Origin of the sequence: Caulobacter ginsengisoli (assembly GCF_030814835.1) — a bacterium.
GTDB lineage: Bacteria > Pseudomonadota > Alphaproteobacteria > Caulobacterales > Caulobacteraceae > Caulobacter > Caulobacter ginsengisoli.
Genome location: NZ_JAUSVS010000002.1, coordinates 13,962 through 29,839, shown reverse-complemented (window position 1 = coordinate 29,839; position 15,878 = coordinate 13,962). Strand labels below are relative to the sequence as shown.

General features: G+C 69.0%; 17 protein-coding genes. 7 read left to right on the top strand and 10 right to left on the bottom strand.

Translation table 11 applies throughout. From position 1 onward, the window contains the following. Nucleotides 1-194 precede the first annotated feature (194 nt). Both QO010_RS05655 and QO010_RS05650 read right to left on the bottom strand, forming a co-directional pair. Nucleotides 195-1,193, bottom strand: coding sequence for an LLM class flavin-dependent oxidoreductase (locus QO010_RS05655; protein WP_307347165.1), 999 nt, complete (start codon nt 1,191-1,193; stop codon nt 195-197). 149 nt (nt 1,194-1,342) lie between these two features. After that, nucleotides 1,343-1,765, bottom strand: coding sequence for an OsmC family protein (locus tag QO010_RS05650; protein WP_307347162.1), 423 nt, complete (start codon nt 1,763-1,765; stop codon nt 1,343-1,345). Nucleotides 1,766-2,118: 353 nt separating this feature from the next. Between QO010_RS05650 and QO010_RS05645 the strand changes: the two genes are divergently transcribed. Further along, on the top strand, nt 2,119-3,489 hold the full coding sequence (locus tag QO010_RS05645; protein ID WP_307347158.1) for an MATE family efflux transporter: 1,371 nt from the start codon (nt 2,119-2,121) through the stop codon (nt 3,487-3,489). Between the two features lie 176 nt (nt 3,490-3,665). On the opposite strand, the gene efp is transcribed toward QO010_RS05645, so the two are convergent. Continuing rightward, entirely contained in the window at nt 3,666-4,232 is a 567-nt protein-coding gene (gene efp, locus QO010_RS05640) for an elongation factor P (protein ID WP_307348626.1), read from the bottom strand. Nucleotides 4,233-4,333: 101 nt separating this feature from the next. On the opposite strand from efp, the gene epmA reads away from it, so the two are divergent. From epmA to QO010_RS05620, 4 genes are all read left to right on the top strand, one after another. Then, the gene (gene epmA / locus QO010_RS05635; RefSeq protein WP_307347155.1) at nt 4,334-5,350 is read left to right on the top strand and encodes an EF-P lysine aminoacylase EpmA; all 1,017 of its coding nucleotides are present in this window, start codon (nt 4,334-4,336) and stop codon (nt 5,348-5,350) included. A 51-nt stretch (nt 5,351-5,401) separates the two neighbouring features. Further along, entirely contained in the window at nt 5,402-6,448 is a 1,047-nt protein-coding gene (locus QO010_RS05630) for a lysine-2,3-aminomutase-like protein (protein WP_307347153.1), read from the top strand. Between the two features lie 162 nt (nt 6,449-6,610). Further along, complete coding sequence (locus QO010_RS05625) at nt 6,611-6,793, top strand: hypothetical protein (protein ID WP_307347151.1); 183 nt, start codon at nt 6,611-6,613, stop codon at nt 6,791-6,793. Nucleotides 6,794-6,795: 2 nt separating this feature from the next. Next, complete coding sequence (locus tag QO010_RS05620; protein WP_307347148.1) at nt 6,796-7,047, top strand: hypothetical protein; 252 nt, start codon at nt 6,796-6,798, stop codon at nt 7,045-7,047. 117 nt (nt 7,048-7,164) lie between these two features. On the opposite strand, the gene QO010_RS05615 is transcribed toward QO010_RS05620, so the two are convergent. Both QO010_RS05615 and QO010_RS05610 read right to left on the bottom strand, forming a co-directional pair. Further along, nucleotides 7,165-7,605, bottom strand: coding sequence for a hypothetical protein (locus tag QO010_RS05615; RefSeq protein WP_307347145.1), 441 nt, complete (start codon nt 7,603-7,605; stop codon nt 7,165-7,167). A 222-nt stretch (nt 7,606-7,827) separates the two neighbouring features. Further along, nucleotides 7,828-8,226, bottom strand: coding sequence for a hypothetical protein (locus tag QO010_RS05610; protein WP_307347143.1), 399 nt, complete (start codon nt 8,224-8,226; stop codon nt 7,828-7,830). Between the two features lie 89 nt (nt 8,227-8,315). Here QO010_RS05610 and QO010_RS05605 point away from each other — a divergent pair, with 89 nt between their 5' ends. Further along, on the top strand, nt 8,316-9,458 hold the full coding sequence (locus tag QO010_RS05605; protein ID WP_307347141.1) for a serine hydrolase domain-containing protein: 1,143 nt from the start codon (nt 8,316-8,318) through the stop codon (nt 9,456-9,458). 80 nt (nt 9,459-9,538) lie between these two features. Continuing rightward, on the top strand, nt 9,539-10,075 hold the full coding sequence (locus QO010_RS05600; RefSeq protein ID WP_307347138.1) for a hypothetical protein: 537 nt from the start codon (nt 9,539-9,541) through the stop codon (nt 10,073-10,075). A 158-nt stretch (nt 10,076-10,233) separates the two neighbouring features. Here the strand turns inward: QO010_RS05600 and QO010_RS05595 are convergent, their stop codons facing one another. The 5 genes from QO010_RS05595 to QO010_RS05575 all read right to left on the bottom strand — a co-directional run bounded on the left by QO010_RS05595 (nt 10,234) and on the right by QO010_RS05575 (nt 15,869). Beyond that, entirely contained in the window at nt 10,234-10,791 is a 558-nt protein-coding gene (locus QO010_RS05595) for a GNAT family N-acetyltransferase (RefSeq protein ID WP_307347136.1), read from the bottom strand. Beyond that, entirely contained in the window at nt 10,788-11,750 is a 963-nt protein-coding gene (locus tag QO010_RS05590) for a quinone oxidoreductase family protein (protein ID WP_307347134.1), read from the bottom strand. The genes QO010_RS05595 and QO010_RS05590 overlap by 4 nt, the downstream gene beginning before the upstream one ends. 213 nt (nt 11,751-11,963) lie before the next feature. Beyond that, a complete protein-coding gene (locus QO010_RS05585) occupies nt 11,964-13,394 on the bottom strand; it encodes an amidase (protein ID WP_307347131.1) in 1,431 nt (476 codons plus the stop codon). 29 nt (nt 13,395-13,423) lie between these two features. Beyond that, entirely contained in the window at nt 13,424-14,695 is a 1,272-nt protein-coding gene (locus QO010_RS05580; RefSeq protein WP_307347129.1) for an aminotransferase class III-fold pyridoxal phosphate-dependent enzyme, read from the bottom strand. 226 nt (nt 14,696-14,921) lie between these two features. After that, nucleotides 14,922-15,869 carry an aldo/keto reductase family protein gene (locus QO010_RS05575; protein ID WP_307347126.1) on the bottom strand — a complete coding sequence of 316 codons (948 nt, stop codon included), beginning with the start codon at nt 15,867-15,869 and terminating at the stop codon, nt 14,922-14,924. Nucleotides 15,870-15,878 lie beyond the last annotated feature (9 nt).

The following is a 15,878-nucleotide window of genomic DNA, read 5'->3' as shown; positions in this document are numbered from 1 at the left end:
GAATGGCCTGGGGAGCGGGTAGGCTCACCCAGGCCATTCATCCGCGCGGCCATCCGCCGCGCGACATCAGTCCGCGCGATCCCCCTCGCCGCGCGTGAGAGGCCTTTCTAGCCGAGGATCGAATTCCCCGCACCGGGACGGATCGCCGCGAGCCCTGGCGGCAACACCACCGCACACCGGACAGTTGAAGATTTCTAGGCAGGCACGAGGACGCTGTGGGCTTCGGCCACGATCTCGAAGCTGCGCAGGCGGGCGGCATGGTCGAAGATCGAGGCGGTGACCATCAGCTCATCGGCGCCGGTGCGGGCGATGAAGTCGGCCAGACCCTGGCGGACCGTATCGCGGCCGCCGACCACGGCGGTGGAGAAGGACTGGGCCAGCATGCCGGCCGCGCCGGGGTCCATCTGGGCGTCGAAGTCCTCGATGGGCGGGCGCAGCTTGCCGGGCGTCCCCGTGCGCAGGGCGATGAAGGCCTGTTGCAGCGAACTGAACAGGGTGCGGGCCTCGCGGTCGGTGTCGGCGGCGAAGACGTTGATGCCCAGCATCACATAGGGCTTGTCGAGGAATTCCGAGGGCTGGAAGCGGTCGCGATAGACCAGCAGCGCCCGGTCCAGATCGCCCGGCGCGAAATGGCTGGCGAAGGCGTAGGGCAGCCCCAGCATGGCGGCCAGCTGGGCGCCGTAGAGGCTGGAGCCCAGAATCCAGACGGGGACGTTGAGGCCGGCGCCCGGCACGGCGCGGACCTTCTGGCCCGGCTCCTCGGGGCGGAAATAGTTGATCAGCTCGACCACATCGCGTGGGAAGTGGTCGATGTCGCCGGCCAGGTTGCGGCGCAGGGCGTAGGCGGTGGTCTGGTCGGTGCCCGGCGCGCGGCCGATGCCCAGATCGATGCGGTCACCGTAGAGGGCCGCCAACGTGCCGAACTGCTCGGCGATGACCAACGGGGCGTGGTTGGGCAGCATGATCCCGCCTGCCCCGACCCGGATGGTGCTGGTCCCCTCGGCGACGAAGCCGATGGCGACCGAAGTGGCGGCGCTGGCCACCCCGGCCATGTTGTGGTGCTCGGCCAGCCAGAACCGCTTGTAGCCGAGCCGCTCGACGTGACGGGCGAGGTCACGACTGTTGCGCAGGGCCTGGCCCGCGTCGGAGCCTTGGATGACGGGGGCGAGGTCGAGGACTGAGAGGGCGGTCATGGCTGGGATATAGGGTTTCTTTTGGCTACCACGATACCCCACCCTCCGTATCCCCAGCGAAAGCTGGGGCCCATGAGGGCAGATGACCGCTAGAGCCAGCGCGGGTTGATCCTCACTCATGGGCCCCAGCTTTCGCTGGGGAAGCGGAGTTAAACGAGGGTCGCCGTCAGGGTGATCTCGGCGTTCAGCAGCTTCGACACCGGACAGTTCAGTTCCGCCTCCTTGGCCAGCTCGTCGAACTTCGCCTTGTCGAGACCCGGCACGCTGGCCGTCAGGGTCAGGGCTGACTTGCTGATCTTGAAGCCGCCATCGACGCTGTCGAGGCTGACCGCCGCCTCGGTGTCGAGCGAAGTCGGCGTGAAGCCCGCCCGCTGCAACTGGAAGGCCAGGGCCATGGTGAAGCAGCCGGCATGGGCGGCGGCGATCAGTTCCTCGGGGTTGGTCCCGGGCGCGTCCTCGAAGCGGGTCTTGAAGCCGTAGGGGCTGTGGTCGAGGACGCCGGACTGGGTGGTGAGATCGCCCGTACCGTCGCGGCCCGTGCCGGTCCAGTGAGCCTTGCCCTTGCGGATCATGATCGTCTCCTGTGGCTGGCGGGCCGCATCGACGACCCGAAACGAGGATATAGGCGCCCGGGGTTTGACCTGCAGGCCGACCAGAGTTATCCAGGCGCCCATCGGATGGGCATGGGGTCCGTCCTGAAGCGAGCGCCGTTCATGCAAGCCACTGGCATGATCCGTTTCCCGTCGCTGACCGCGCCCGATGGCGCGGCCTGCGCCGCCTGCGCTCGCGAGGTAAACCCCGCCTAGATTCAGCTTCGAATCTGCGTCGTTCCCTCCCGAGCCCGAAAGGCCTCTGGGACGGACCCTTATTGTCCAAGCAAAGTCTCAGCGCCGTTCGGGCCCGGGCCACTAGAAAGCCCAAGTCCGTGACCGATCTGATCCTTGACCAAAAGACCATCCGCCCGCCCTGGCTCATCGAGGCCAAGGCGCTCGCCAGGCTGGCCGGCCCCATGGCCCTGGCCCAGCTGGCCCAGATGGCCATCCTGACCACCGACGTCCTGCTGATCGGTCGCTTCAGCGAGGAAGCCCTGGCCTCGGTGACCATCGGCAACGCCGTCTATTATTTCGCCTGGCTGATCGGCAACGGCCCGGCCTCGGCGGTCTCGCCGATGGTGGCGCAGATCCTGGGGGCCCGGCCCAGGGACCGGGCCCATGTCCGGGCGGCCGTGCGCATGAGCCTGTGGACGGCGGTGCTGATCTCCATCCCCATGCTGGCGGTGCTGCTGAACGCCCGGTGGATCCTGCTGCATCTGGGCCAGCAGCCCGAGCTGGCCAAGGGGGCGGGCGTGTTCGTGGCCGTGCTGTGCTTTGGCCTGCCCTTCACCATGGGCTTCCAAGTGCTGCGCAACTTCACCGCCGCGCTGGGCAAGCCCGGGGCGGCGCTGTGGGTGATGCTGGCCTCGATCGTCTTCAACGCCATCGTCGGCTGGACGCTGATCTTCGGCCATTTCGGCTTCCCGCGCCTGGGCTTGGTCGGCTCGGGGATCGCCACGGCGGGATCGGCGGTGTTCGCCTTTTTCGCCATGCTGGTGGTGATCTGGCTGACCCCGTCCGTGCGAGCCTACCGCATCTTCCGGCGGTTCCATATTCCGGTGCGGCCCAAGTTCGTGGAGGTGCTGCGGCTGGGCCTGCCCATGGGCCTGGCGATGATCTTCGAGGCCATGCTGTTCAACACCATGACCCTGGTCATGGGCAGCTTCGGCATGACCCCGGTGGCGGCCCACCAGATTACCCTCAACGTCGCCTCGATCACCTTCATGATCCCGCTGGGCATCGGCATGGCGGCGACGGTGCGGGTGGGGCTGGCGGCGGGGCGCAACGACATGGTCGGGGCGCGGCGGGCCGGCTTCACCGCCGCGGTGATGGCCACGGGCTTCGCGGCGGTGTGCGGACTGATCATGGCCCTGTTCGGCCGCCAGATCGCCAGCCTCTATGTCGGCGTGCCGGAGATCATCGAGCTGACCGCGACCCTGCTGATCGTCGCGGCGGCCTTCCAGGTCTTCGATTCGCTGCAGGTGGTGGGCGTGCTCTCCCTGCGCGGCCTGAAGGACGCCCGGGCCTCGATGATCCTGGCGGGGGTCAGCTACTGGCTGGCCGGGGCGCCGGTCAGCATTGGCCTGGGCGTCCTGCTGGGCTGGCGCGGCCTGGGGGTGTGGATCGGCCTGGCGTTCGGCCTGGCCGTGGCCGCCGCGGCCATGGGCGCGCGGTTCATGTGGCTGACGAGGCGGACAGCGTAACCACTGTCTTCTCCCTTCCTCCTCGATGGAGGAAGGGCGGGGATGGTGGTGGTGGCAGTGCGTTTCCGGAAGCACTCGGGGAGGCGTGGTCGCCACCCTGAGCCAGTCGCCCAGGCTCCGAGCGCGCACCACCAACCCTGCCCTTCCTCCATCGAGGAGGAAGGGTTCTAGAAAGCCTAGTCCTTGGCCCGCTCGTAATAGGTGCCGTCCTCGGTGAGGACGACGATGCGGGTGCCGACGGTCAGGTACGGCGGGACCATGACCCGCTGGCCGTTGGTCATGATGGCGGGCTTGTAGCTGCCCGACGAGGTCTGGCCCTTCACGGCCGGCTCGGTGTCGGCGATCTCCAGGGTGACGCGGGCCGGCAGTTCGACCGCCAGCGGGATGTCGTCATGGGTCATCAGCGAGACGGTCATGCCGTCCTGCAGATAGGCGGCGGCGTCGCCGACCACGTCGACGCTGGCCACGACCTGGTCGTAGTTCTCGGGGTTCATGAAGTGGAACCCTTCGCCGTCCGAATAGAGGAAGGTGTAGGGGCGCTCATCGACGATGGCCCGCTCGACCGACTCGGTGGTGCGCCACCGCTCGGAGACCTTCACGCCGTCGGAGATGCGGCGCATGTCGACCTGGGTCACCGGGGTGCCCTTGCCGGGGTGGATGTTCTGGACGGACAGCGCCACGTAGAGCTTGCCGTCCATATCGATGACATTGCCCTTGCGGAGCGAAGAGGCGGCGACCTTCACGTAGAGACCTCGAGACTTGTGGCCGGCGTATTCGCGGCCTTGGTGATGTTCGGCGCTTCCTATAGCCATCAACGGCCAGATAGCCAAACCGAGGAGCGAACTTGCCCTGGTGGACCCCCGACCGCCACGCCGACCGCCGGCCCCGCCTGCTGGCGCGCAACGCGGTGACGGCGGCGACCCGCGCCTGGTTTGCCGCGCGCGGGTTCGTGGAGATCGAGGCGGCGGGCCTGCAGGTTTCACCGGGGAACGAGACCCACCTGCACGCCTTCGCGACGGAGGCCGTCACCACGGCCGGCGAGCGTTCGCCCCTCTACCTGCATACCTCGCCGGAGTTCGCCGCCAAGAAGCTGCTGGCGGCCGGCGAGCGGCGGATCGTCAGCCTGGGCAAGGTCTGGCGCAACCGCGAGCGCGGGCCGTTGCATCATCCCGAGTTCACCATGCTGGAGTGGTATCGGGCGGGTGAGCCGTACGAGACGCTGATGGCCGACTGCGCCGCGCTGCTGGCGGTGGCGGCGGAGACGGTGGGCGCCAGGCGGCTGACCTGGCGCGGCCTGGAGGCCGATCCGTTCGCCGAACCGGAGCGGGTGACCCTGGCCGAGGCCTTCGAGCGATTCGCCGGGATCGACCTGCTGGCCAACCTGGAGGACCGCGACGGGCTGGCGGCGGCGGCGCGCGATGCCGGTATCCGGGTCGCCGAGGACGACGTCTGGGCTGACGTCTTCAGCCGCGTGTTGGTGGAGAAGATCGAGCCGTTCCTGGGCATCGGCCGCCCCACCATCCTCTGCGAATACCCGGCGGCCGAGGCGGCCCTGGCCCGGCCCAAACCGTCCGATCCCCGCGTCGCCGAACGTTTCGAGCTCTATGCCTGCGGGGTCGAGCTGGCCAACGCCTTCGGCGAACTCACCGACCCGGCCGAGCAGCGGCGCCGCTTCGAGGCCGAGATGGCCGAGATGACCCGGGTCTACGGCCAGGCCTATCCGATCGACGAGGACTTCCTGGCGGCCTTGGCCATCATGCCGCCGGCCAGCGGCGCGGCGCTGGGCTTCGATAGGCTGGTCATGCTGGCGACTGGGGCGGAGCGGATCGAGCAGGTGCTGTGGGTTCCCGTGGCCGACTAACACCCCGGGGAAGTTGCTCTAGCCGCGCACTTGCGCCAGAACCGCCGCTCCATGACCGTCCTGCGCACATCGTCCGCTCTAGCCGAGGCCGGCCTGATCGCCCCCGACCGGGTGGCGAGCCTGCAGGCCGTGGCGGCGCGTTATGCGGTGGCCATCACCCCCGTCCTGGCCGAGCTGATCGACCCGGCCGATCCGCGCGACCCCATCGCCCGGCAGTTCACCCCCAGCGAGGCCGAACTCGACGTCGCGGCCAACGAAAGCCCCGACCCCATCGGCGACCACGCCCACATGCCGGTCCCCGGCGTGGTCCACCGCTATCCCGACCGGGTGCTGCTCAAGGTCACCCACACCTGCGCCGTCTATTGCCGCTTCTGCTTCCGGCGCGAGATGGTCGGCCCCGGTGGCGAGGCGCCGCTGACCGGCGAGGCGCTGGAGACGGCCCTGGCCTATATCGCCGGCCGGCCGGAGATCTGGGAGGTCATCCTGACCGGCGGCGACCCGCTGGTGCTCTCGCCCCGGCGGCTCGGCGAGATCATGGCGCGGCTGGCCGAGATCGAGCATGTGAAGGTGGTGCGGCTGCACACCCGCCTGCCGACCGCCGACCCCGACGCCATTACGCCTGAACTGACCGCCGCCCTCGCCTGCCCCGGCAAGGCGGTGTGGCTGGCCGTCCACGCCAACCACGCCCGCGAGCTGACCCCCGCCGCCAGAGCCGCCTGCGGCCGGCTGATCGCGGCGGGCTTGGCCCTGGTCAGCCAGACCGTGCTGCTGGCCGGGGTCAACGATGACCCCGAGACCCTGGGCGCCCTGATGCGGGCCTTCGTCGAGACGCGGATCAAGCCCTACTACCTGCACCAGATGGACCTGGCCCCCGGCACGGGCCATCTGCGCGTCCCCATCGCCCGCGGCCAGGCCATACTGGCGGCGATGCGCGGCCGGCTCTCGGGGCTGGCCCAGCCGACCTATGTGCTGGATATCCCCGGCGGCCACGGCAAGGTGCCGATCGGCCCCGGCTACCTGGGCTGCGGCCCCGACGGCGAGATCGAGACCGTCGCCGATCCCTGGGGCGGGACGCATAGTTACCCTCCGCGCAACTAAAACGCGGCGCGCAACCCCTGCGTCAATCTGACTCCTCGCGACGGCAGGATGTCGCATGGCCGACAACTCAAGTCTTCGTCATGTTGATGACACGAAACACCTACGTCGCGTTCAGTATCGGTTCATCGGCGATAGGTTAACAACAGGTAAAAGGAGGCCCCCATGGTATTCCTCACACTGTTTACAGCCAGCTGCGCCGCCGCCTGTCTTTTGGTCGCCACGCTGATGCGGTCCAGCCGCTTCCTGACGCACCTTTTCGACGACCAGCCGGCCGCCAAGAACCCGGCCGTCTCTGGTCCGCCCAGCCTCACCCTGGTTTCCAACCGCACGCAACCGGAGCTCTGAACATGGCCCGCCTGCACACCGCCTTCGACGAACCCGACACCTTCACCGTCATGCGCCTGAACAGCGGCTGGGCGGTCGAGCACGAGGGCGCCTACGAGCACCTCGCCGTCAGCCACGAAGCCGCCCGCGCCTGGGCCTGCAAGCAGGCCAGGGCCGCCCTCGACGCCGGCCGCCCCTCGCGGGTGACGGTCAATGGCGAAGGCGGCTTCTTCAAGCTGCGCCGCATGGACCTGGCCAACACCGACCTCGACTGACGTCAGGTCCGCTCATCCCCGCGGAAGCGGGCCCTGGTTTCGCGTCGCCGGCCATAGGCTTCCCCTCTCCCGGTGGCCGGCTTGAAACCGGGACCCGCTTTCTCGCGGATGAGCGGATCAGAACGGTAGCGGCTGGAGGTCGGGCTCGACCCACCCTCGCCGCGCCTCGGCCGAGAACAGCCGCGCGCGCGTCCAGTAGGCCAGCGGCCAGTTCTTGTCCCCCAATTCCCCGGCCAGCAGCGCATTCAGCGCCACGGGCAGCGGCGCGTCCTCGAGCGCCGCCAGCACCGCCCGGGCGCCCCGCAGCGAAGCCTGGGTGATGGTCTCGTGATAGCCTTCGCTGTCGGTGTTCATCACCCCGGTGGCCAGGTTGTAGGCGCGGATCAGCCCCGGCATGTCGCGCTCGGGCGCGATGTCGGGACGCTTGCGGATCAGCCAGCAGGCCGCCGCGAAATGGGCGGCGTGGGTCCAGGCCGGCTTGGGCAGGCTCAGATCCATCACCCCATCGGCGATGGCGGCGATCTCGGCGTCGGAAACGAAGATGGGATGGGTGGTCATATCAAAGGCTCCTGATAGGCCGCGCCGGTCAGAGCCTCCCGCAGAAACGCGAAGACCCGCCGGATCGCGGCGGGTCTGTCGAAGGGTGGAAAGTCGGGGCCTGAGCCCGGTCCTATCTCCACGCACGCGCAGCGGCCGCCGGATGTCTGCGGCGTTGCTGCTGGTTGGCGATGGTGAGGTTCAGGACCATGGACCGGCGTTTTCCATGGCTCCGCGGAATCGTCAAGCGGCGGGGGTCGACTCGTAGGCCAGGTAGCCGCGCTCGACCATCCGCCGCATGGCCTCATAGGCCTCGGTCAGCTCTTCATAGGCCGAGCGCAGGGCCGTCAGCCGGGCGACCTGTTCAGCGGAGAGGGTCTGACCCTGGGTGGCGTAGGTCAGGGCCTCCTTGACCCAGCGGGCCCGGGCGCTGGCCGAGGCCACCGCCAGGTGCTGGAACTGGGCCAGGCCTGTCGCCCCCACGGTCTGGGCCAGGATTTCCTTGTTGGCGGCGTAGGCGGTGTAGTCGATCTGTTCCAGCAGGCCGCGCAGCCGGCGCTGGGCCTGGGGATCGCTGTCGGGCTCGGGCTCGAAATGGTCGAGCGCGTTGCGCCGATAGTTTGAGGTCATGATCGAAGCCATGGGTCGTTCCTCCCTGGAACTTCGCGCCTGGACGTTCTTGGGCGCCAGTCTAAGGTGAACGCAATTAATATGAGATTGAGGACGATCCCATGACGAGCCTGGACCAGGTGCTGACCGCCGCCGATCCGGAGGCCGCGCCGGGCCTGGTGGCCGGGATCGTCCGCAAGGGCGGCGCGGTCGAACTGGCCGCTACCGGCGCCCGCTCCAAGACCGACCCGGCGGCGATGACGAAGGACAGCGTGTTCTGGATCGCCAGCTGCACCAAGCTGGTCACCTCCATCGCCGTGCTGCAGCTGGTCGATGACGGCAAGGTCGGGGTCGAGGACCTGGTAGCCGACCACCTGCCGGCCTTCGCCGACCTGCCGATCTTCGAAGGCTTCGACGCCGACGGGAAGGCCAAGCTCCGCCCCAGCCGGGAGCCGGTGCGCATCCGCCACCTGCTGACCCACACCTCCGGCTGCAGCTATCCGTTCACCGACGCGGATCTCGGCCGCTACGCCCAGGAGAACGGCATCGAGATGATCGAGGGCCACCGCCTGCCGCGCCTGTTCGAGGCGGGGACGCGCTGGCAGTACGGGGTCTCGACCGAATGGCTCGGCCTGCTGATCACCGCCGTGACCGGCAAGCCGCTGGCCACGGTGTTCGAAGAGCGCATCTTCCAGCCGCTGGGCATGGCCGACACCAGCTTCGTGCTGGATGCGCGGTTGGCCGAGCGCGCCGCCGGCATGCATGCCCGCATCCCCGGGGTCGGCCTGGCCCCCATCCCCTTTGCCATGCCGCCCCCGCCCAGCTTCATCCAGGGCGGCGGCGGGCTGTATTCGACCGCGCCCGACTATCTCAAGCTGCTGGGCGCCCTGGTCGAGGGCGGCGGCAAGCTGCTGTCGCCGGGCTCGATGAAGCTGCTCACCTCCAACCAGGTCGGTGAGATCGACTGCGGGGTGTTCAAGGCCGCCGACCCCACCGCCAGCAACGACTTCGACCCCCTGCCCGGCCGTTCCAAACGCTGGAGCCTGGGGGCGATGTATTCCGACGAGGCCGGTGGCGACGGCCGCAGCGAGGGCAGCTTCGCCTGGGCGGGCCTGGCCAACTGCTACTACTGGGTCGATCCCAAGGCGGGCGTGGCGGGGGTGTTGTTCGCCCAGGTCCTGCCCTTCGCCGACCCCAAGGTGCTGGACGTGTTCAGCGCGGTGGAGCGGGCGGCCTACGGCGCGGGCGAGCATCTGGCGATCTAGCCGCCCTTGCCATCAGCCGCCTTTGGGCCGATCAGTCGCTGCAATCCGGCGGGCCGGCCAGTAGCGTCGAGGAACAGCCCATGGGCGGCGGTCGCGGCAGCCTCACCAAGCACAACAAGATCAAGGCCGCCTGGCTGGCGATGCAGACCGCGGCCCTGGAAGGCCTGAACGGTCATACCGTCACGGCCTGGAGCGGCATTGAGCTGGCTTTCGACGAACGTGCGGCCGGCCACGTCTGGAGCGACCCGGGCGTGCCGATGCTGCAGCTCAGCTACCTCCACGCCGCCACCTCGGCCGGCGGCTTCGGCCTGGCGACGGCCGAGGATGACGACACCTGGGGCCTCTACCTGCTGGAAGCCGGCGAGGAGGACACCGAAGAGTTCGACGCCGACGCCACGTCCCGCCGCCGCGACCTGACCGAACTGCCTACCGGCCGGATCAGCGGCCTGCAGATCGAGATGGACGGCGATAACATCGCCGCCGTCACCTTCGAGGTGGACGGCGCCAGCCTTTCCCTGCGGGCCGGCAAGGTTCAGGCCGAGGGCGGGGCTTTCACGCTTCACCCGATGGACGAGGCGATCCTGGTGCAGGTGAACGGCGCCCTGCCCGCCAGCTAGAGCACACTTTTAATTCCGCTCATCCCCGCGAAGGCGGGGACCCAGGCTTTTTGCTTGTTGCGAGCGTTCTGACGGGCCCCGGCGGCTGGAAGCCCGAAACGAAAAACGCCTGGGTCCCCGCCTTCGCGGGGATGAGCGGGAATTTGGGTGTGGTTTGACTAGAGCCCAATCCTGAACAGCCAGCCCTCGCCGCCGCCATAGACGTCCGGCTTGGTGAAGGGCCCGACCAGGGTCCCGCCATTCTTGTAGATCACCCTGTGCGAAGCCGGATTGCCAGGGTTGGCGGTCAGGCTGACCTCCTCCAACCCGGCCTCGCGGGCCATCGGCAATATCTGGCGCAGGGCCTCGGTCGCGTAGCCGCGGCCTTCCTTCCACGGCACCACGGCATAGCCGATATGGCCCAGCACGTGCGGTGGCAGGGCCGAGGTCCCAGGCTCCCAGCGCAGGCTGATCGAGCCGCAGAAGTCGTCGTCCCAGATCCAGCGGTGGAAGCCCGGCAGCCGCCGCATCGTCGTGCCGTCGGGCATCTTCAGCGGCGGCTGCTTGCCCTCGGGGTCGTCCAGGCCGTTGACGAAACCGAGCGCGTCCACGGCGATCCGCTGTAGTTGCTCGTCGGCGGCGACCTTGAGCCGGATGTTGTCCGGCGACCAGCCGCGCTCCAGCGCCTCGATATAGCGGTCGAGGTGGTCCAGATCGGGTCTGACCAGCGTGATCATGGAATCAGCAGGACGCGTCCGACCGCCTGGCGGCTCTCGATCCAGTCATGGGCGGCGGCCGCCTCGCTGAGCGGGAAGCTCCTGTCGAGCAGGACCTTGAGCCTGCCCGAGGCGACGTCCTCGATCAGCCGCTGGATGTTGTCATGAACCCGGTCGGTCATGATCTCGGCGCCCAGGAAGACGCCGCTGAGCGAGCGGTTGCCGCCCATCAGCCCGCCGACATCGACGACCATCGGCTCGCGCCCGGCCGCGCCCACCATCGACACCCGGCCGCGATAGCCCAGGCTGTTCAGCGATCCCTGCAGGGTCGAGCCGCCGACGCTGTCGACCACCAGGTTGACCCCTTTGTTGTCGGTCAGCTTCATCACCGCCTTGGCGACGTCGTCGCGAGCGTAGTTGATGCCCTCGTCCATCCCATAGGGCTTGAGCTTTTCCAGCCGCTCGTCCGAAGAGGCGGTGGCCAGCACCCGGGCCCCGGCCTGCTTGGCCAGCTGAATGGCGGCGATGCCGACGCCGGACGCCCCGGCCTGGACCAGCACCGTCTCGCCGGCCTTCAGGCGGCCGAACTCGAACAGGCAGTCGTGGGCGGTGCCGAACGGCACGGGAATGGCGGCGGCCTGGCGCACATCCATGCCGTCCGGAATGACCCAGCAATTTCGCGCTGGAACCGGCCGCAGCTCGGCGTGGCTGCCGAAGCCGTCGACGGTGGTGACCTTCTGGCCGATCCGCAGATGCTCGACCTCGGCCCCGACGGCGACGATCTCACCGGCCGCCTGGTAACCGACGATGTGCGGCCGCGTGGCCAGGGCGCCCCGGCCGCGATTGAGGGTGTCGCCACCCTCGATGCTGACCGCCTCGACGCGGATGATGACGCCCTTGGGGTGCAGGGTGGGGTCTGGAACGTCCTCGTATTTCAGAACCGAGGGGGGACCGTTTTCGTAATAGACGGCGGCTTTCATGGTGAAGTTCCTCTCTAATCAAATCCTCCCCCGGAGGGGGAGGGGGACCGCGCCGAAGGCGTGGTGGAGGGGGTCGGCCCCTACATCCACCTTGGTCCAGCAAATCTCAGCCGATCGGCCGCGTTCTTTCCTGACGCCTGCATGTAGGCTCAAACCCCCTCCACCACCGCTTCGCGGCGGTCCCCCTCCCCCTCCGGGGGAGGATTGAGGTTGTTAGTTCCAAACCTGCGGCTTCCGCCCGGCCCAGGGCAGTTCCTTTTCCAGCTGCCCCGCCAGGCGGAACAGCGTCGCCTCGTCGGCATAGCGGCCGGTGAACATCATGGCGATCGGCAGGCCGTCCTCGCTCTCGCACAGCGGCAGGCTCAGCGAGGGCTGGCCGGTGAAGTTGAAGGGCGGGGTGAAGGGGAAGGTCTGGGCCTGGGCCTTGTCGAAGGCGCGCAGGTCGTCGGTCAGGGTGTCGAGGAATTCGTGCTTGGGCGGCGTCGTGCCCAGCACCGGGGTCAGGTAGACGTCGATATCCTCGAACCTCTGCAGGATCTGGCGGTTCATGATCCGCAGCTGCTGCCAGCCATACATGGCCTGCTGGCCAGTGATGCGCTTGCCGCCTTCGTAGGCGCGGCGGGCCAGGCCCTCGATCTCGCCCTCGGCCGGTTCGCGGCCCAGCTTCTCAACCCAGCGCTGCATGCCGGCGGCGAAGTTGGCGGCCCCGACCAGGCTCTGCGAGCGGTAGAGGGTGCGGTAGTCGATGCCCAGGCCCCGTTCGAACACCTCGTGGCCCAGCGCCGCCAGGGCCTGAGCGGTCTTCTCCAGGGCGGCCTGCACCTCCGGCGAGATCGGTTTGCCGTTGGCGGTCTCGGACGACCAGGCGATGCGCAGCCTGCCGGGTGAGCGCGACACCTCGTCCAGATACGGCCCGGCCTTGGCGGGGGTGGCGTAGGGGCTGTCGGCCTCGGCATAGCCGGTGGCGTCCAGCATGGCGGCGCTGTCGCGGACGGTGCGGCTGACCACATGGTCGACCGAGAAGCCGATGGCGCGGTCGCTGTCCTCGGGCCCCTGCGGATTGCGGTCGCGGGTGATCTTCAGCCCGACCAGGCCGCAGCAGGCGGCGGGAATGCGGATGCTGCCCAGGCCGTCGCTGGCATGGGCCAGGGGCACGATGCCGGCGGCGGTGGCGCTGGCCGCCCCGCCCGACGAGCCGCCGGAGATGCGGGTCGGGTCCCAGGGGTTGGAGCAGGCCCCCAGCCGCCGCGACGTGGTGACGCCGGGGATGCCGAACTCCGGCGTGTTGGTCTTGCCGACCAGCACTACGCCGCTGGCCCGATAGCGGCGGGTCAGCTCGTTGTCCTCGGTGTCGGCCGGCACCTGGGCGAACAGGCTGCCGGAGCTGCGCGGCCAGCCCTTCACCTGCATCCCCAGGTCCTTGATCAGGAAGGGCACGCCCTTGAAGGCGCCGTCGGGCAGGTCGCCGGCGGCGGTCTTGCGGGCCTCGTCATAGGCCTTGTGGACGACGGCGTTGAGCACGCCGTTGTGCTTCTCGATCCGCTCGATGCAGGCCTCGACCAGTTCGGCGGGCGTCACCTCGCCCTTCTTGACCAGGGCCGCGAGGCCCAGGCCGTCGTGGTCGGCATATTCGGCGAAGGCCATGCGTTCTCTCCCGTTTTCTTCTTGAATTGTCAGCCGGCGAGGAAGGCCAGCTTCTCCACCGGCCCCAGGGTCGGCGCCTCGCGCTTCAGCACCTTGAAGGCCCCCTCGGCGGCGTCGAGCGCCGCGTCGATATCCGCCTCGGTCATCGCCGCGCAGAGGAACATGTTGTGCCAGGGGTGCACGTAGACGCCGCGCTCCAGCATGGCGCTGGACCAGCAGAAGCCCTTGCGCAGGTCCCTGTCGTCGTCGAACAGGAAGAGCGGCATGGTCACCGGGCCGGTCTGGCGGAAGCCGAAACCGGCGGCCTGAGCGCGCTCGGCCAGGCCATCGCGCAGCTTGTCGCCCAGGGCCTCGATCCGCTCCAGATAGTCGGTCTCGCGGACCAGCTTCAGCGTCTCCAGCGACGCGGCCATGGCGGCGCCGGCGTACCAGAAGCTGCCGGTCACATAGATCGAGGCCGCCGCCGCCCGGCATTTGTCGTTGCCCAGCAGGGCCGAGATCGGATGGCCGTTGGCGATGCACTTGCCCCAGGTCGACAGGTCCGGCTGCACGCCCAGCTTCGACCAGGAACAGTCGCGGGCCACGCGCAGCCCGCCGCGCACGTCATCGACCACCAGCAGGGCGCCCGTCTGGTCGGCCAGCTCGCGGGCCCGGCGGGCGTAGGCCGGGTCGGGGGCGGCCTGGTCGATGAAGGCGTCGTGGCGGAAGGGCGCTGCAAAGATGGCGGCGATGTCGTCGCCGGCCTTGGCGACGGCGGCCTCCAGGCTGGCGATGTCGTTGTAGACGCAGTGGACCTGGTTGGCCTTGTCCTCGGCCGTGGTGCCGGTCGGGCGGGGCGTGCACCAGGGAGCGGCCCCGTGATAGGCGCCCTTGGCCAGAACCAGGGTCTTCCTTTTCGTGTGGGCGCGGGCGGTGACCATGGCCATCGAGGTGGCATCCGTGCCGTTCTTGCAGAACATCGCCCAGTCGGCGTGGGTGACCATGGCCACGAAGGCCTCGGCCAGTTCGACCATCGCCGGCCCCGGTCCGGTCAGGGCGTCGCCCTTTTCCAGCTGGCGGACATAGGCCGCATCGATCTGCGGGTTGGCGTAGCCGAACAGGTTGGGGCCGTAGGCGCACATCAGGTCCAGGTAGCGGCGGCCGTCGACATCGGTCAGGTGGGCGCCCTCGCCGGACGCGAAATACTGCGGATAGTCCTCGGGCAGCAGGCCGACCGACTGGTGGCCATACATGCCGCCCGGAATGACGGCTTCGGCCCGGCGGCGCAGGTCACGGTCGCGGCTGTTGGGCATATCGGTCATGGGGCGTTTCCTCTCCGGGCCTAGCTTGCCATTGGGAAAGCGCGGGCGCCAAACGATTGTTCGAGTCCGCCCCACCCTCAACCGTCATCCTGGGCCCTGCGCCCAGGATCCCGCGTTCAGCTCGCTGGAAATCGAGACGTTGATCGACCGCGCTCGACGGCCCGCTGCCCTTGTAGCGGACAGCGGGATCCTCGGCACAAGGCCGAGGATGACGTGGTTTGGGCGGTCAGGCGCGCGGAATGGCGTCCGCGATGGCCTCGGCCTTGGCGAACAGGGCCGGATCCACCACCAGCCCCGAGGCCTTGGCGTTGTCGTCGAGCTGGCTGGGCCTGCTGGCCCCGACGATGGCCGAGGCGACATTGGGCTCCCTGAGCACCCAGGCCAGGGCGAACTGGGCCAGGCTGCAGCCGGCCTCGGCCGCCAGCGGCTTGAGCTGCTCGACGGCGACCAGGACGTCGCGGCGCAGCCAGTTCTTCATCGGCCCGCCCATGGAGTCGCTGGCTCCGCGGCTGCCCGTCGGCAGCGGCGCGTCGACGGCGTATTTGCCGGTCAGCACCCCCTGGGCCAGCGGCGACCAGACGATCTGCGAGACGCCGTTGGCGGCGCAGAGCGGGATCACCGCCTTCTCAGGCCGCCGCCAGAGCAGGCTGTACTGCGGCTGGCTGGAGACGAAGTGCTCGACCCCCGCCATGTCGATGGCCGCCTGAATCTGCTCCGGATTCCATTCCGAGAAGCCCAGCCAACGCACCTTGCCCGACTTCACCGCCGCCGTGAGCGCCGCCATGGTCTCTTCCAGCGGCGTGTTCGTATCGTAGCGGTGGCACTGGTAGAGATCGACGAAGTCGGTGCGCAGCCGCTTCAGCGAGGCGTCCAGCTGCTTTTCGATCTGGGCGGCCGACAGGCCCTGGTCAGTGTCGCTCATCTGGCCGAACACCTTGGTGGCCAGCACGTAGCTGCCCCGCGGCCGGCCGGCCAGGTCCTCGCCCAGCACGGCCTCGGCCGCGCCCCGGCCATAGACATTGGCCGTGTCGATGAAGTTGATCCCCAGGTCGAACGCCCGGTCGACACAGGCCTTGGCGGCATCCCGCTCGACCCCGACGCCGAAGGTCAGCCACGATCCCAGCGAAATCTCGGAAACGGAGAGATCGCTGGCGCCCAGCCGACGATAGCGCATGAGGCGTTC

Coding starts and splice junctions, on each gene's coding strand:
- QO010_RS05655 (WP_307347165.1), bottom strand. CDS start 1,193: ATGACCGCCCTCTCAGTCCTCGACCTCGCCCCCGTCATCCAAGGCTCC.
- QO010_RS05650 (WP_307347162.1), bottom strand. CDS start 1,765: ATGATCCGCAAGGGCAAGGCTCACTGGACCGGCACGGGCCGCGACGGT.
- QO010_RS05630 (WP_307347153.1), top strand. CDS start 5,402: ATGACCGTCCTGCGCACATCGTCCGCTCTAGCCGAGGCCGGCCTGATC.
- QO010_RS05625 (WP_307347151.1), top strand. CDS start 6,611: ATGGTATTCCTCACACTGTTTACAGCCAGCTGCGCCGCCGCCTGTCTT.
- QO010_RS05620 (WP_307347148.1), top strand. CDS start 6,796: ATGGCCCGCCTGCACACCGCCTTCGACGAACCCGACACCTTCACCGTC.
- QO010_RS05615 (WP_307347145.1), bottom strand. CDS start 7,605: ATGACCACCCATCCCATCTTCGTTTCCGACGCCGAGATCGCCGCCATC.
- QO010_RS05610 (WP_307347143.1), bottom strand. CDS start 8,226: ATGGCTTCGATCATGACCTCAAACTATCGGCGCAACGCGCTCGACCAT.
- QO010_RS05605 (WP_307347141.1), top strand. CDS start 8,316: ATGACGAGCCTGGACCAGGTGCTGACCGCCGCCGATCCGGAGGCCGCG.
- QO010_RS05600 (WP_307347138.1), top strand. CDS start 9,539: ATGGGCGGCGGTCGCGGCAGCCTCACCAAGCACAACAAGATCAAGGCC.
- QO010_RS05595 (WP_307347136.1), bottom strand. CDS start 10,791: ATGATCACGCTGGTCAGACCCGATCTGGACCACCTCGACCGCTATATC.
- QO010_RS05590 (WP_307347134.1), bottom strand. CDS start 11,750: ATGAAAGCCGCCGTCTATTACGAAAACGGTCCCCCCTCGGTTCTGAAA.
- QO010_RS05585 (WP_307347131.1), bottom strand. CDS start 13,394: ATGGCCTTCGCCGAATATGCCGACCACGACGGCCTGGGCCTCGCGGCC.
- QO010_RS05580 (WP_307347129.1), bottom strand. CDS start 14,695: ATGACCGATATGCCCAACAGCCGCGACCGTGACCTGCGCCGCCGGGCC.
- QO010_RS05575 (WP_307347126.1), bottom strand. CDS start 15,869: ATGCGCTATCGTCGGCTGGGCGCCAGCGATCTCTCCGTTTCCGAGATT.